Origin of the sequence: Alcaligenes sp. 13f (assembly GCF_020496585.1) — a bacterium.
GTDB lineage: Bacteria > Pseudomonadota > Gammaproteobacteria > Burkholderiales > Burkholderiaceae_B > Alcaligenes > Alcaligenes phenolicus.
This window is the reverse complement of record NZ_JAHKKC010000008.1, coordinates 144,521-156,716: the sequence shown is the minus strand read 5'-3', so window position 1 is coordinate 156,716 and position 12,196 is coordinate 144,521. Positions and strand designations below refer to the sequence as shown.

At 55.8% G+C, this 12,196-nt stretch carries 13 protein-coding genes; all 13 read left to right on the top strand.

Annotated elements, in window-relative coordinates; genetic code table 11:
* The first annotated feature begins 4 nt into the window (after nucleotides 1-4).
* Nucleotides 5-1,453, top strand: a complete 1,449-nt coding sequence (dacB, locus tag KOE80_RS09185) for a D-alanyl-D-alanine carboxypeptidase/D-alanyl-D-alanine-endopeptidase (RefSeq protein WP_052159346.1) — start codon at nucleotides 5-7, stop codon at nucleotides 1,451-1,453.
* A gap of 70 nt (nucleotides 1,454-1,523) precedes the next feature.
* Nucleotides 1,524-2,174 (top strand): uracil phosphoribosyltransferase, encoded by a 651-nt coding sequence (upp, locus tag KOE80_RS09180; protein ID WP_009455167.1) that lies wholly within the window; start codon nucleotides 1,524-1,526, stop codon nucleotides 2,172-2,174.
* A 101-nt stretch (nucleotides 2,175-2,275) separates the two neighbouring features.
* Complete coding sequence (locus tag KOE80_RS09175) at nucleotides 2,276-2,998, top strand: hypothetical protein (RefSeq protein WP_009455166.1); 723 nt, start codon at nucleotides 2,276-2,278, stop codon at nucleotides 2,996-2,998.
* A 145-nt stretch (nucleotides 2,999-3,143) separates the two neighbouring features.
* Nucleotides 3,144-3,461, top strand: coding sequence for a DUF883 family protein (locus KOE80_RS09170; RefSeq protein WP_009455165.1), 318 nt, complete (start codon nucleotides 3,144-3,146; stop codon nucleotides 3,459-3,461).
* A gap of 158 nt (nucleotides 3,462-3,619) precedes the next feature.
* The gene (locus KOE80_RS09165) at nucleotides 3,620-4,009 is read left to right on the top strand and encodes a phage holin family protein (RefSeq protein ID WP_009455164.1); all 390 of its coding nucleotides are present in this window, start codon (nucleotides 3,620-3,622) and stop codon (nucleotides 4,007-4,009) included.
* Complete coding sequence (locus KOE80_RS09160) at nucleotides 4,006-4,395, top strand: hypothetical protein (protein WP_035271170.1); 390 nt, start codon at nucleotides 4,006-4,008, stop codon at nucleotides 4,393-4,395. The genes KOE80_RS09165 and KOE80_RS09160 overlap by 4 nt, the downstream gene beginning before the upstream one ends.
* 158 nt (nucleotides 4,396-4,553) lie before the next feature.
* Nucleotides 4,554-5,432 carry a LysR substrate-binding domain-containing protein gene (locus KOE80_RS09155; protein ID WP_226348955.1) on the top strand — a complete coding sequence of 293 codons (879 nt, stop codon included), beginning with the start codon at nucleotides 4,554-4,556 and terminating at the stop codon, nucleotides 5,430-5,432.
* Between the two features lie 513 nt (nucleotides 5,433-5,945).
* Nucleotides 5,946-7,169, top strand: a complete 1,224-nt coding sequence (locus KOE80_RS09150) for an aromatic ring-hydroxylating oxygenase subunit alpha (RefSeq protein ID WP_226348954.1) — start codon at nucleotides 5,946-5,948, stop codon at nucleotides 7,167-7,169.
* Between the two features lie 18 nt (nucleotides 7,170-7,187).
* The gene (locus tag KOE80_RS09145) at nucleotides 7,188-8,153 is read left to right on the top strand and encodes a PDR/VanB family oxidoreductase (protein ID WP_226348953.1); all 966 of its coding nucleotides are present in this window, start codon (nucleotides 7,188-7,190) and stop codon (nucleotides 8,151-8,153) included.
* 20 nt (nucleotides 8,154-8,173) lie between these two features.
* The gene (locus KOE80_RS09140) at nucleotides 8,174-9,046 is read left to right on the top strand and encodes an NAD-dependent epimerase/dehydratase family protein (RefSeq protein WP_035271165.1); all 873 of its coding nucleotides are present in this window, start codon (nucleotides 8,174-8,176) and stop codon (nucleotides 9,044-9,046) included.
* A gap of 47 nt (nucleotides 9,047-9,093) precedes the next feature.
* On the top strand, nucleotides 9,094-9,708 hold the full coding sequence (locus tag KOE80_RS09135; RefSeq protein ID WP_226348952.1) for an NAD-dependent dehydratase: 615 nt from the start codon (nucleotides 9,094-9,096) through the stop codon (nucleotides 9,706-9,708).
* A 9-nt stretch (nucleotides 9,709-9,717) separates the two neighbouring features.
* Entirely contained in the window at nucleotides 9,718-10,884 is a 1,167-nt protein-coding gene (locus tag KOE80_RS09130) for a DUF1116 domain-containing protein (protein ID WP_226348951.1), read from the top strand.
* Nucleotides 10,865-12,175, top strand: a complete 1,311-nt coding sequence (locus tag KOE80_RS09125) for an amidase (protein ID WP_226348950.1) — start codon at nucleotides 10,865-10,867, stop codon at nucleotides 12,173-12,175. Before KOE80_RS09130 ends, KOE80_RS09125 begins: the two co-directional genes overlap by 20 nt.
* The last annotated feature ends 21 nt before the right edge of the window (nucleotides 12,176-12,196 follow it).

Genomic DNA, 12,196 nt, shown 5'->3' with positions numbered 1-12,196 from the left:
GGGCATGGGCGTTTTAAAGGCAAAGCCTGTTTTGAGTCGTTGCAAGCACGTGGCTCTGGCCACCTTGCTCATGGTGCAAGGCGCATCACTAGCCCTGGCCCAGGCCTTGCCGCCCGAGCTGGCTTCGGTATGGAACGCCAGCCGCTTGCCGCAATCGTCTCTGTCCATCGTGGTAGACGAGGCGGACGGTCCGCGCCTGATCGGCGTCAATCCCCAGGAGCCCCGTAACCCCGCCTCGGTAATGAAACTGGTTAGTACCTGGGCCGGTTTGTCCGCTCTGGGGCCAGAATATACTTGGCGTACGACGTTAATGGCCCAGGATGGCCTGCAGGTGGACGAACAAGGCACCTTGAAAGGGCCTTTATACATCAAGGCGGGGGGCGATCCGTTTTTGACCGTGCCGCAGTTATGGGACATGTTGCGCGAGCTCCGCTTGCGTGGGGTGAAGAATCTGACCGAAGTTATTGTGGATCGTTCCATCTTCGGCAACGTCACCATCAATCCGGGTGACTTCGATAATGCGGGTGACCGTCCCTATAACGCCAGCCCGGATGCCATGATGGTGGGGCTAGGCGCTTCCCGGCTGGTGTTCCAGCCAGATACACAGGCGCGCAAATGGATTGCGATTATTGACCCGCCTTTGCCCGGAGTGCGCGTACAGGGTGAAGTCGAGTGGTCGACGGCGACCTGCCCTGGTTCGCCTGTTGTTGGTACCCAGATTCAGCCTGAAGCCGGTGGCATGGTGGTCCGTGTCAGTGGCAAGGCCGCCGCTTCTTGCGGTGAGTTCAGCGTTTACCGTCTGGTTCATTCCCAAACCGAGTTTTTCGACAAGCTGTTCCGCAGCCTGTGGCGTGATCTGGGCGGCACCCTGGCCCGCGACATCAAGGCAGGCCGTGTGCCGGCTCGTGCGCAGGCGATTACCTGGCATGACTCGCAGTCCCTGTCTGACCTGATCCGTCTTATTAATAAGCAAAGCAACAATGTGATGGCCCGTACCATCTTGCTGACCGTGGGCGCAGAAATGAATGGTCCCGGTGCCACGGTGGCCACCGGCGAGCGCGCCGTCATGAACGTGCTGGGTCGCCAGGGCGTGAATACCGCAGGCTGGACCGTGGATAACGGCTCGGGCCTGTCCCGCAATGCCCGTGTCACGGCGGGCGGTATGGCTGACATGCTGAAAGTCGCCTGGCGCTCGAACTGGATGCCCGAGTACATTTCCTCCTTTGCGATCTCCGGTGTGGACGGCACGGTGCGTTCGCGCTTGCGCGATGACGAGGTTCAGGGCCGTGCCCACTTGAAAACCGGCACGCTGCGCGATAGCCGTGCCTTGGCCGGTTACGTGCTGGGAGCCAGCGGAAAGCGGTATATTGTCGTCATGATGGTCAATGACGAACGTTCTGCCTCTGCCCGACCCTTTTTTGATGCGGTGGTGAAGTGGCTGGCAGTGCGTTGACGATCACGATAGTGCGGGCTGCTGTGCTGCAGCCCTGTTTTTAGTTAGTCCCTAATTTGATGAAGCAATCATGCCCATACACGAAATACGCCACCCTTTGATCCGCCATAAGCTGGGCTTGATGCGCAAGGCAGATCTGAGCACGAAAAATTTCCGCGAAATGTCCCAGGAAATCGCCTCTTTGCTGACCTACGAGGCGTGCAAGGATCTGCCTCTGGAACCCACCACCATTGAAGGTTGGTGTGGCAATGTGGAAGTGGAAAAGCTGGCTGGCAAGAAAGTGACAGTTGTGCCCATCTTGCGCGCTGGTATTGGCATGCTGGACGGGGTGTTGAGCTTGATTCCTGGCGCCAAAGTCAGCGTGATCGGTATTGCTCGCAACGAAGAAACCTTTGAAGCCCAGACCTATCTGGAGCGTCTGGTCGGCGAGCTGGATCAGCGTTTGGCCCTGATTATCGACCCCATGCTGGCAACAGGTGGTTCCATGGTCGCCACGATTGATCTGCTGAAAAAAGCAGGCTGCAAGAATATTCGCGCTTTGGTGTTGGTGGCTGCTCCGGAAGGCATTGCCACTCTTGAAAAACATCACCCTGATGTCCATATCTATACCGCGTCCATTGATCAGCATCTAGACGAGCATGGTTATATCGTGCCGGGGCTGGGTGATGCGGGCGACCGTATTTTTGGTACTCGCCAGAAGGTTCAGGACGGCGAACTCTAAGTCCAGAACTTGTCGTGCTTTTTTACAATCCCTTGCTAGTACGCCAGAGGGGATAGGCATAATAAAGAGTCGAATCTAAGTTTCACTGAATCAGGATGTACATGAAACTGAATGCTTGGATGGCTGCACCGCTGTTGGTCATGTTGGGCCTGAGCTCGGCTCAGGCTGGTTTGTGTGACGTGCCTTTCATGCGTGACGGTGGGCAGATACAACTGACTGGCTCGGGCTTTCTGGCCTTGGGCGCTGATCTGGCTTTTTCTGACGTGAAAAAGCAGGGCGGTGATCAGTGCCAGGCGCGTGTACAGGGCAAGGCCAGTGTAGCCCTGGCCGGTTTGCCGGCCAGCAAGCCCAATATTGACTACGTGATGACGGTGCGCGATGGCCGCACCCGTTTCCAGCGCGATGATGGCCGTGGTGGTCTGGAAGCCGTTCAAGGTTCGTTTGACCTGCGCCTGCTGGGCCTGTTTTCCTACGAACACGGTGGGCTGCAGGAAGGGCAGACCTTCCCGCGCCAGGATTTCCAGATCAATCTGGACAAGCGCTCCCAGTCCAACGCCAATGTCTTGCGCATTCATACCGGTGCGAAGACGGTTGGAGCTCAACAATCGGTACAGACCGCATTGGGCAATTACCAATGTTGGCCTATTCGTTATCAACGCGAGATCGAGCCTACCCAGGCCAGTTTCAGTGGCATCAGCCTGCCCATACCGGGCATCAACTCCCAGGTTACGGATTGGTATTGCCCGGATGTGCAGATGGTGATGAAGCAAGAAAGTATTCAGAACGGTGTCCCGTCCACGGTGGATGTGACGCAACTGAAGTAAACCTGCGACTGACTGGTCTCAGGTACACCGAGTATCTTTATCCTGAAAACAGCGGGTTAAAGAATTTTGTGCGGCGCTGCTATGGCGCCATTCACTTGGCGATACGTATTTGTCGCGTGTCCCTTTCAACTGCAAGGAGTTATTTATGGCTACCAAGAAAAGTGTGGAAAACAGCGGAGACAAATTCATCGAAGAAGTGAAAGCGAGCTTGGATGAAGCTGAAAAACTGATGCGTGAGGCCGCTGAAGCCACGGGCGACAAGGCCGGTGAGCTGCGTGAGAAAGCGCTGCGCTCTCTGCGTGTGACCCGGGATTCCCTGCATGATGCTCAGGAAGCCGTGGTCGAGCACAGTGTGCGTGCCGCCAAGGCAACCGACAACTATGTCCACGACAAGCCCTGGCAAGCCATCGGCGTGGCCGGTATTGTGGGTCTGATGTTCGGTATGCTGATCAGCCGACGTTAATCTGTCTTTGCTCTGCGCTGCGAGCCCTTTGCTGGGCTGCAGCAGCATAAAAAGCAGCCCTGCCGATCTGGACTTTGCGGTCCAGATCGGCAGCCTCTTAGAAATCAGGCTCTTGTCATTGCATGCAATGGCAGGATGTCGCAGAGCAGGGATAAATCATGGCGCTTAGGCAAACTATCAGTCAGCTTGGTTCTACCTTGATAGGGGCTGTCAGTACCAGGCTGGAGCTGTTCGCTCTGGAAGCCGGTCAGCAAAAGGCAAGCCTGATCACCATCTTCAGCATGGTGTTTGGCGCACTGCTGTTCTCCACTCTGGCGGTGCTGGTTTTCAGCTTGTTGCTGGCGTTGTACTTCTGGCCTACGGATTATCGTTACTGGGCTTTGGGAGTGCTGGTCGTTCTGTATGCTGGTTTGGGGGTGGGGCTTTTCCTGGCCGTACGCCGCCGTCTGACCACAGGCCCGATTCCTTTTTCAGCCACCTTGTCCGAGTTGCGTCGCGATGTCGCATTTATTGAGCGCTTGAGGGATTCCGAGGGAGACGGCAAATGAGCACGAAGCAAGAGAGCATGTCCGCCCAGGAGCGGGCTGTGCGTATTGAACTGTTGCGAGTCCGCGCCTCGTTGGAGCGGCAGACCATGTCGTCCCAGATCCACTCCCTGGGCGAAGATTTAAGCCCCGGCAATTTGTGGAACAGCGTCAAGCCTTCGGGTTTGAGCATGGGCGGTGTGGTCACCAGCGCGCTGTCCTTGTCGCGCCGTTATCCGTTCCTGTTGTCCGGTGCTTCTGCCGTGCTGAGCAGTTTCGGCGGGCGCTGGATGCGTATCGGGGCTTTGGCTCTGGGAGCCTGGAAGCTGTTTGATTCTTCCAAGTCGGCACGCGAGAAAGCACGCAATGTACTGGTTCCGGTACGACGCAAAACCGATGTGGACGAGTAAGTCTGCTTGTCTGTTTGAAAACCGGCCCAGGCCGGTTTTTTTTTGCCTGCCGCAAGCTCGGCGTTCTGCCTGACTGGTTTTTGAAGGCGGCAAGGCTTATGCTCCGATAATAAATAATTCCAGAACAAAGCTACCCACATCAGGAGACATAGCCCGTCATGCAGGTGCCATTACTGAATGCCTTAAGAACCTTTACGGTGTCGGCGCAAAGGTTGAACTTCACCAAGGCGGCAGAAGACCTGCTGGTCTCTCCCTCGGCAGTCAGCCACCAGATCAAGGTGCTGGAGGAGTATTTGGCTTGCAAGCTGTTTCTGCGCAAGAACCGGTCTCTGGAACTAACGGATCAGGGTCAGTTTCTATTCGACCGTTTGCAACGGCCGTTTTACGAGATCAATCAGGCTTTGAGCGAATTGCGCATGCCGCACGGCAAGAGCCGCATCAATCTATCCTTGCGGCCCTTTGTGTCCAGCATGTGGTTTACCGGGCAGTTGGGAGACTTCTGGCTGAAGCATCCAGACATTGAAATCAACTTGCTGCACAGGCTGCAGGCTCCGGATTTTTTCAGGGACAACATCAATTTTGCTATCGTCTGGGGCAAGCAGGGCGATTGGCCGCAGTTGCAAACCTTGCGCATCATTCCCGGCAATTTGACGCCTGTTTGTGCGCCGTCTTACCTGCAGGCGCAAGGCAAGATTACGTCCCCAGAAGATCTGAACCAGCATGTGCTGATTCATGAAGAAAATCAGCTGTGCTGGGAGCAGTGGTTGCGCAAGGCGGCGGGACAGGAGCTGACGGCCAAGAAGAGCTTTCACATTGATGACACCAATGTGCGCATGAATGCGGTCTTGAACGGCCAAGGGGTCATGTTGGGCTGTCCGGCCTTGTTGCAGCCTTTGATCGACAGGAAGGAAATCGTCCAGCTGTTCGATGTTTGCCTGGAAGAGTACGCCTATTTCCTGGCCTACCCCAAGGAGGCAAACCTTAGTCGACAGGAGCAGGAGTTTGTGGATTGGGTGGCGTCGATTGCAATACGCTAGGCGATAGCTGCTAGATGGCTTCCCTGTGTTGTGCTCGGTGACCGGGCTTTCTCCGCTCTTTGCTGATCTTGTCGCTGTCCCTGCGTCTTTAAAAAAACCTGCAAATATGCAGGTTTTTTTATGTGTCGGCCTTTCCGAACCAGGCTGGATGCTCATCGCTCATCGCTCATCGCTCATCGCTCATCGCTCATTTCTCGGCGATCAGGGTGTGGAACCCAGATCTGACGCGTGTGACTGGGGGCTTTCTCAAGCTCCGCATAGTTCTCACACCGCTCATACGTGCTTGCCAAATACCTGACACGCAGCCATGAATCGGGTTTCATGACGCTGCGAATTTCCACACTTTGCAGTGCTTGCGACCTACCACTACCCCTTTACCCATATTCAACAACAAAAAAAACTCATCGTTCCGTCAAATTTGCTCAATTTTCAAGCGTCGCTCCCTGTCGCATGATTGGCCTGACCTAATAAAAGCCATTCATGGTGCTCATGCAAACCAGAGGAGATATTGAGATGAATACCGCTCTACGCTCGCCCATTGCGATTGAAGAATTTGACCGCAGCTACTTTCAGCAGGAAACCGACGAGGTTTTCGCCTTGCCGCCCGAGTGCTTTACCTCGGAAGACTTTTTCCAGTTTGAGCTGAATGCCGTCTGGAAAAAGCAGTGGTTCTGTGTGGGCCGTGCCACTGACATCCCCAATGCTGGTGACTTCTTCACCTTCGATGTAGGCAATGATGCGCTGTTTGCCATCCGCACCCGCGAAGGCGGCATTAATGTGCTGTCCAATGTCTGTCGTCACCGCAATATGCTGTTGCTGGAAGGGGCAGGCAATGTACGCCGCATCAGCTGCCCCTTGCACGCCTGGGTCTACAACATGGAAGGCGAGCTGGTTTCCGCCCCAGGTCTGACCGATACCGGGGCCAGCTTTGACCCCAAGAGCGTCTGTTTGCCCAAGATCCGCGCCGAGGTTTGGGAAGGCTTTATCTTCATCAACTACGACGCCATGGCGCCGGCCTTGCACACCCGCCTGGGCAATCTGGGCAAGCAGCTGGCGAACTATCGCATGTCCGAGCTGAAGTCTTCGGAACCCCTGAAGATGGAAGGTTTCGACTGGAACTGGAAGATCTTCAATGACGAGTGCTACCACTGCAGCTTTCTGCACGCTTCGTCCTGGGGCGGCATGTACGAAACCAATCCGGATCGTGTGGACGAAACCGCTGTCTTCAATGACGTGGCCAATGGCATTGTCTCCTACAACCTGATCTCCACCCACAAAGACGCAGCCCCCACGCATACCGGCTCTATCTTGCAGCCGCCCATGAAGGGCTTGACTGACCAGGAGCGAACTCAGCTTTCCTACGTGACGGTAGCGCCCAACCTTTTGCTGGTGGCCATGCCTGACAAGGTGAAGTACTTCATGTGGCTGCCCAAAAGCGCCAAGCAGTCCACCTATGGCGTGTCCTGGATGTACCCGCAGGAAACGTTGGAGCGCGAGGACCACAAAGAGAAGTTCGATCAGGAACACGATGATCTGTACCCCGTGATGATTGAGGACTTGTTTGCCTGGCGTCGTTCGCATCAGGGCATGCAATCCAACTTTGCCTCCCGTGGTCGTTTGACCAATGAAGAGCTGGTCATCAAGCGTTTGCAAAACTGGCTGATTGATCTGTACCGCGCCGAAGAGCGCCGTGTGGACGAGCAAAGCCGGGTATTGCCGATCCGAGTGATTGCCTAAGGGAGCAGGAGCAGCATCATGCAGCAAACTTTGCAAACACGCGTGTTGAAGAAAACCAGGCTGTCAGAGCGAGTCGTAGGCCTGACCCTGGGTTTGCCAGACGGGGACGCGTTCCCTGTCTGGGAGCCGGGTGCGCATATTGAGCTGGAGCTGGCGGTGTCAAAGACCGAGCCGCTTTACCGTCAATATTCCTTGTGTGGCCAGCAGGCCAATACCCGTGAATGGCAAATTGCCGTTCTGAAAGAAGAAGCCGGGCGGGGCGGCTCTGCGTATATCCATGAGGTGTTGCAGGAAGGTGATGCGCTGGCTGTCAGCGTGCCGAAAAATCACTTTCCCTTTGCTGCAAACAAGAAGTGCTTTTTTGTGGCCGGGGGCATAGGCATCACGCCTATCGTGCCCATGGTCCAGGCCGCTGCGGCAGCCGGCCTGGACTGGCACTTGCTGTATCTGGCAAGAAACGCAGCGGATTTTATTTTTCTGCAAGAGCTGCAACAAGTGGATGCTGCGCGTATCACCACGCATGCCTCCAATCAGGACGGGCTGTTTGATCTGCAAGGCGCATTGAAAACGCTGGATGCACAAACCGTCGTCTATTCCTGCGGTCCGCAACCATTGTTGACCGCCTTGGAAAACTATCAACAGGAACAGGCCGATATTGGCTGGCAACTGGTGCTGGAACGCTTCTCGGTAGAGACCGATCCGGCCCTGCTGCAAGGCAAGGGCTTTACCGTGACTTTGCAAAAATCGGGCAAAAGCATCGCGGTAGCGGGGGATGAAACGATTCTGGCCGCCTTGAAACGGGAAGGCATACGGGTCAAGTGCTCATGCCAGAACGGCACCTGCGGCACCTGCGAGACCGTAGTGATTTCCGGCCTGCCTGAGCATCGGGATTTTGTGCTGTCGCCAGAAGAGCGGCAACTGAATGAAACCATGATGATCTGCGTCTCGCGCGCCTTGTCGGCCGAACTGGTTTTGGATCTATAACAATAAACAGGAGAAACACCATGAAAAAAGTGGTGGTTACAGGCGGCTCGGGCCGTGTGGGCTCGTACGTTGTACAGCAATTGATGCAGACCATGGATGTGGTCGTGGCGGATCTGAAACCCAGCCAGCATCAGGTTTCTTTTATTCAAACGGATGTGATGGATCTGGAGGCCGTGCGTGCGGCCACCAAAGATGCCGATGCCGTGATTCACCTGGCGGCAATTGATTTTGACTGGAAGGCCGCTGAAGAGCAGTACATCAACGTTAATGTGCGTGGCACCTGGCATGTGCTGCAAGCCTGTCGCGAAAACGGTGTCAAGAAAGTGGTGCTGTGTTCCAGTATTTCGGCTTGCGGTCTGTCCGAGATGCGAGCTGATTGGAAACCCCAGTATCTGCCTGTGGACGAGGCCCATGAAAACAAGCCTTATCAGGCCTACAGCGTCAGCAAGATCGTCATGGAGCAGATGGCAAAAAGCTTTAGTGATGCCAGCGATATGGAAGTGATCTGCTTGCGTCCACTGGCCGTGGTGCTGCCGGAAACCATTGCCGAGTACATCCAGTTTGTCGACAGCCCGCAGCGTAACTGGCTGTTCTATTACATCTGGGCTGCAGATCTGGCGCGTGCTTTTGAGGCCGCCGTGAATCTGCAAGGTTTGCGCTACGGCGTGTTTTTCATTAGCGCAGACGATAGCTCCCACCCCTTGGCAACCACAGACTGGTATCAGCAGATTATTGGCCCTGTGCCTGAAATCAAGAACCCACGCTGGTATCAGAACAATCCGCGTGCCTCCATTTTCAGCAGCCATGCGGCCAAGGAAATTCTGGGCTGGCAACCAAGCACGGACTTCCAGCAACTGCGCCAGGAATACGCGGTGGAAAAAGACCTGGCGTGAAACGTCCAGGCTCCCATAACGAATACATTGAACACGGAGACTTGAGCATGACGGGAATTAAAACCGGCACCTTGGATTGGACGGGTGACAACCCTTTTATTTACTTGAAGACTGACCCTGAACAGGATTGGTCGTCTTTGTCCCTGTACTTTCGCATTGCCAGCTCGGCGTATGGCAGCGGCCAGGCCATCCTGGTTCTGGACAAGCCCTACGAGGACGGGGAGGACAGTGACACGCGTTTGCTGATCACGGATAACAAGCCCTTGGCCGAGTATCTGGTACAGGATTTCGTGAGCCATTTCGGTCTGTTTCGCAAGGCGGTGGCACTGGATAAGTTGCAGGTCTTGGGTGACGGTGTTTTCCAGACCGTGAATCGTTTCCCTGAACTGGTCAGCGAGTCAGTTACCTCCGCCAGTGCTGGTCTGACGGTGGAGCTGCAATGGCATCAAATGACGCAGCCAGCGATTTGTGTGGACTTGCCACAAAGCCAGACCCAAACCCAGAAACACGAAATGATGTGTGTGTTCCACCCAGCGCAGCAAGCCAGGGTGCTGATCAATGGCACGGCCCTGCCAGGCAACACCATAGAGCGGGACTTTAACGGCTCGCGTGCGCAGTCCGCCAGCCTGGCGAACAGCGAAACCTGGGTGCGCGTGGCGTAAGGAGACGATATGGCTCAGCATGTAGAGACGCAGGCCGTGATGCCCGCCTGGACAGGAGTCCGGTCCCTGCAATCCATTTTGCCCTCGCAAGGCCGTCTGGTCCTGCATGCCGGGCCACCGTTTCGGGATGCACAGGAGTTGCCTGCCGCAATCCGAAATTCGGCTTTGATCGGCATTCTGTATGAGGGCTGGGCAGCTAGCAAGCAAGAGGCCCAAGCCTTGCTGGATGCAGGGGGCGTGCAACTGGCTCCCGCGCAGGATTACGGCGTGGTGGTGCCATTGGCCGGAGTGGTGACGCCGTCCATGTATTTGATTGAGGTCAGCGACAGCAATCGGCCCGACAACAAGAAATACTCGGTGCTGAATGAAGGCATGCAGTGGTGCACCCGCCTGGGTATTTTTGCCGACGAAATGATGCCGCATCTGCGTTGGCTGCATCAGGATTTGGGTGCACGGCTGGCTGCACAGTTTCAGGGGCCGGTAGATCTGGCTCCCATCGTTCAGGCTTCCTTGCTGAATGGTGATGATGGCCATGCTCGTACTATGCATGGTTCCCGGCAATTGGCCGACATTATTGTCTCCTGGGGCATTAATGACGACGCCAGCCAGAGCTTTTTGTACGGTGCGATGGCCTGGGCCTTGAATTACTGGATGGCTGCCAGTGCCTTGGTTCTGGCAAACCAGACGCCGGCGGATGGCGCGGATGCCATCGTTAAGGTCGGCGGCAATGGCTTGCGCTTTGGTCTGCAACTGGCCAGTTCCACGACCTGGCTGGTTACGGACGCTCCTGTCATCGCCGGCAATAAAGAGCCGGGCAATGAGCAGGCACAAGCGCTGGGAGCCTTGGGTGATAGTGCGGTGGTGGATTTTGTAGGGCTGGGTGGCCAGTGTCTGGATCTGGCCGGGATTAGCGCCAGGAATCTGCACGCCTTTTTGCCCTCGGACTACCTGACTCGTCAAGGCCAGTTCTTGAAAACTCGCTTGCCCTTTCTGGCTGGACGCCATGGTATTAGCGATTTTGCGCAGGTGATCGCCAACAATACCGGGCCGTTGGTGCTGCTGGGCATGATCGACGGTGCCGGAGAACGTGGCCGTGTTGGTGGTGGGGTGGCGACGGTGGATGCCTCTTTATTGCAAGCTCTCAAGGAGTGGCAGCATGAAACGACAGTGGTTTAAGCTGCCTTTGCATCAATTGCTGCACGCTCTGCATACGGGCGAAGCCAGTCTGCCGGAGATCGTGGCCTCCTTCTACGAGCGCATAGCCATACGCGATGACAGGATTGGTGCCTGGCAGTATCTGATTGATCAGGACGACTATCTGGCCGAGTACGAAAGTCGCAGCGATTTCTACAAGGCCTCGCCCTTGATGGGCCTGCCCTTTGCGGTCAAGGACGTGATTGATACGGCGGGCATTCCCACCACAATGGGCTCGGCCATTCACCAGGATCGGATTCCGGATATGGATGCTTCCTGCGTGACCGCGATGAAAGCGGCAGGCGGCATTTTGATGGGCAAGACGGTCACAACCGAGTTTGCTTACTTTCAGGCTGGCAAGACGAATAACCCGCATGATGTCGAACGCACACCTGGTGGCTCGTCCAGCGGCTCTGCCGCCGCAGTGGCTGATTTCATGGTGCCGGTAGCCTTCGGTACACAGACGGCGGCATCGGTCATACGGCCCGCATCTTACTGCGGCTGCATTGGCTATGTAGGCAGCAAGAACGAGTTTTCCTTGCGCAATATTCAGCCGTTGGCTCAGTCTCTGGACTCCCTGGGCATACTCAGCAACGATGTGCTCGACACGCTCTTGCTGCGCAATATCCTGCTGCACAAACCCTTGAATCTAAGCACGCCAGGGGCGCAGGCGGCTTGTGTGTTCGGTGTTTTCTCCGGGCAGGCACTGGGCGACGTTCAGGATAAGATGCTGGAGACCTTGCAGGCCTGCCAGCAGGATTTGTCGGAACAGGGGCATACGCTGGTGGATTTTCCCCTGCAGGACGCCGTTGTTGAATTGACGGCCTTGCATGCCCAGATCATGGCTTATGAAGTGGCCCGGAATCTGGTGTACGAGCAACAGCAGCATGAAACCTTGAGCGCCCATATGCAGTCCTTGATGAGCACGGGTCTGTCTTTTCCCTACAAGGAGTACATTGCTGCCTTGCAAAGAGCGGACACGCTCAAACAGGCGATGCTGCAGTGGTTTGAGGATAGTGGGGTGGATTTCATTCTGGCACCTGCGGCAGCCGGTGTTGCGCCTTATAAAACCGAAGGAACAGGGGCGCCATTCATGAGTCGTGCCTGGCAGTTACTGGGCTTGCCGGTGGTGTCTTTGCCGTTGGGTTACTTCCAGAAACTGCCCATGGGTTTGCAGTTGATTGGTAAACCGCATCAGGATGATGTTTTGCTTTTACAGGCGCGTCAGTTGCAGCAGCGCTTTTTAAACAGCAGCTCAGTTCTGACGGCGTAATTTTCTTTTTTCTTTTAGGCG

What these genes read in the sequence shown, in the direction of transcription:
- dacB (WP_052159346.1), top strand. Translation starts at nt 5, where the DNA reads ATGGGCGTTTTAAAGGCAAAGCCTGTTTTGAGTCGTTGCAAGCACGTG.
- upp (WP_009455167.1), top strand. Translation starts at nt 1,524, where the DNA reads ATGCCCATACACGAAATACGCCACCCTTTGATCCGCCATAAGCTGGGC.
- KOE80_RS09175 (WP_009455166.1), top strand. Translation starts at nt 2,276, where the DNA reads ATGAAACTGAATGCTTGGATGGCTGCACCGCTGTTGGTCATGTTGGGC.
- KOE80_RS09170 (WP_009455165.1), top strand. Translation starts at nt 3,144, where the DNA reads ATGGCTACCAAGAAAAGTGTGGAAAACAGCGGAGACAAATTCATCGAA.
- KOE80_RS09165 (WP_009455164.1), top strand. Translation starts at nt 3,620, where the DNA reads ATGGCGCTTAGGCAAACTATCAGTCAGCTTGGTTCTACCTTGATAGGG.
- KOE80_RS09160 (WP_035271170.1), top strand. Translation starts at nt 4,006, where the DNA reads ATGAGCACGAAGCAAGAGAGCATGTCCGCCCAGGAGCGGGCTGTGCGT.
- KOE80_RS09155 (WP_226348955.1), top strand. Translation starts at nt 4,554, where the DNA reads ATGCAGGTGCCATTACTGAATGCCTTAAGAACCTTTACGGTGTCGGCG.
- KOE80_RS09150 (WP_226348954.1), top strand. Translation starts at nt 5,946, where the DNA reads ATGAATACCGCTCTACGCTCGCCCATTGCGATTGAAGAATTTGACCGC.
- KOE80_RS09145 (WP_226348953.1), top strand. Translation starts at nt 7,188, where the DNA reads ATGCAGCAAACTTTGCAAACACGCGTGTTGAAGAAAACCAGGCTGTCA.
- KOE80_RS09140 (WP_035271165.1), top strand. Translation starts at nt 8,174, where the DNA reads ATGAAAAAAGTGGTGGTTACAGGCGGCTCGGGCCGTGTGGGCTCGTAC.
- KOE80_RS09135 (WP_226348952.1), top strand. Translation starts at nt 9,094, where the DNA reads ATGACGGGAATTAAAACCGGCACCTTGGATTGGACGGGTGACAACCCT.
- KOE80_RS09130 (WP_226348951.1), top strand. Translation starts at nt 9,718, where the DNA reads ATGGCTCAGCATGTAGAGACGCAGGCCGTGATGCCCGCCTGGACAGGA.
- KOE80_RS09125 (WP_226348950.1), top strand. Translation starts at nt 10,865, where the DNA reads ATGAAACGACAGTGGTTTAAGCTGCCTTTGCATCAATTGCTGCACGCT.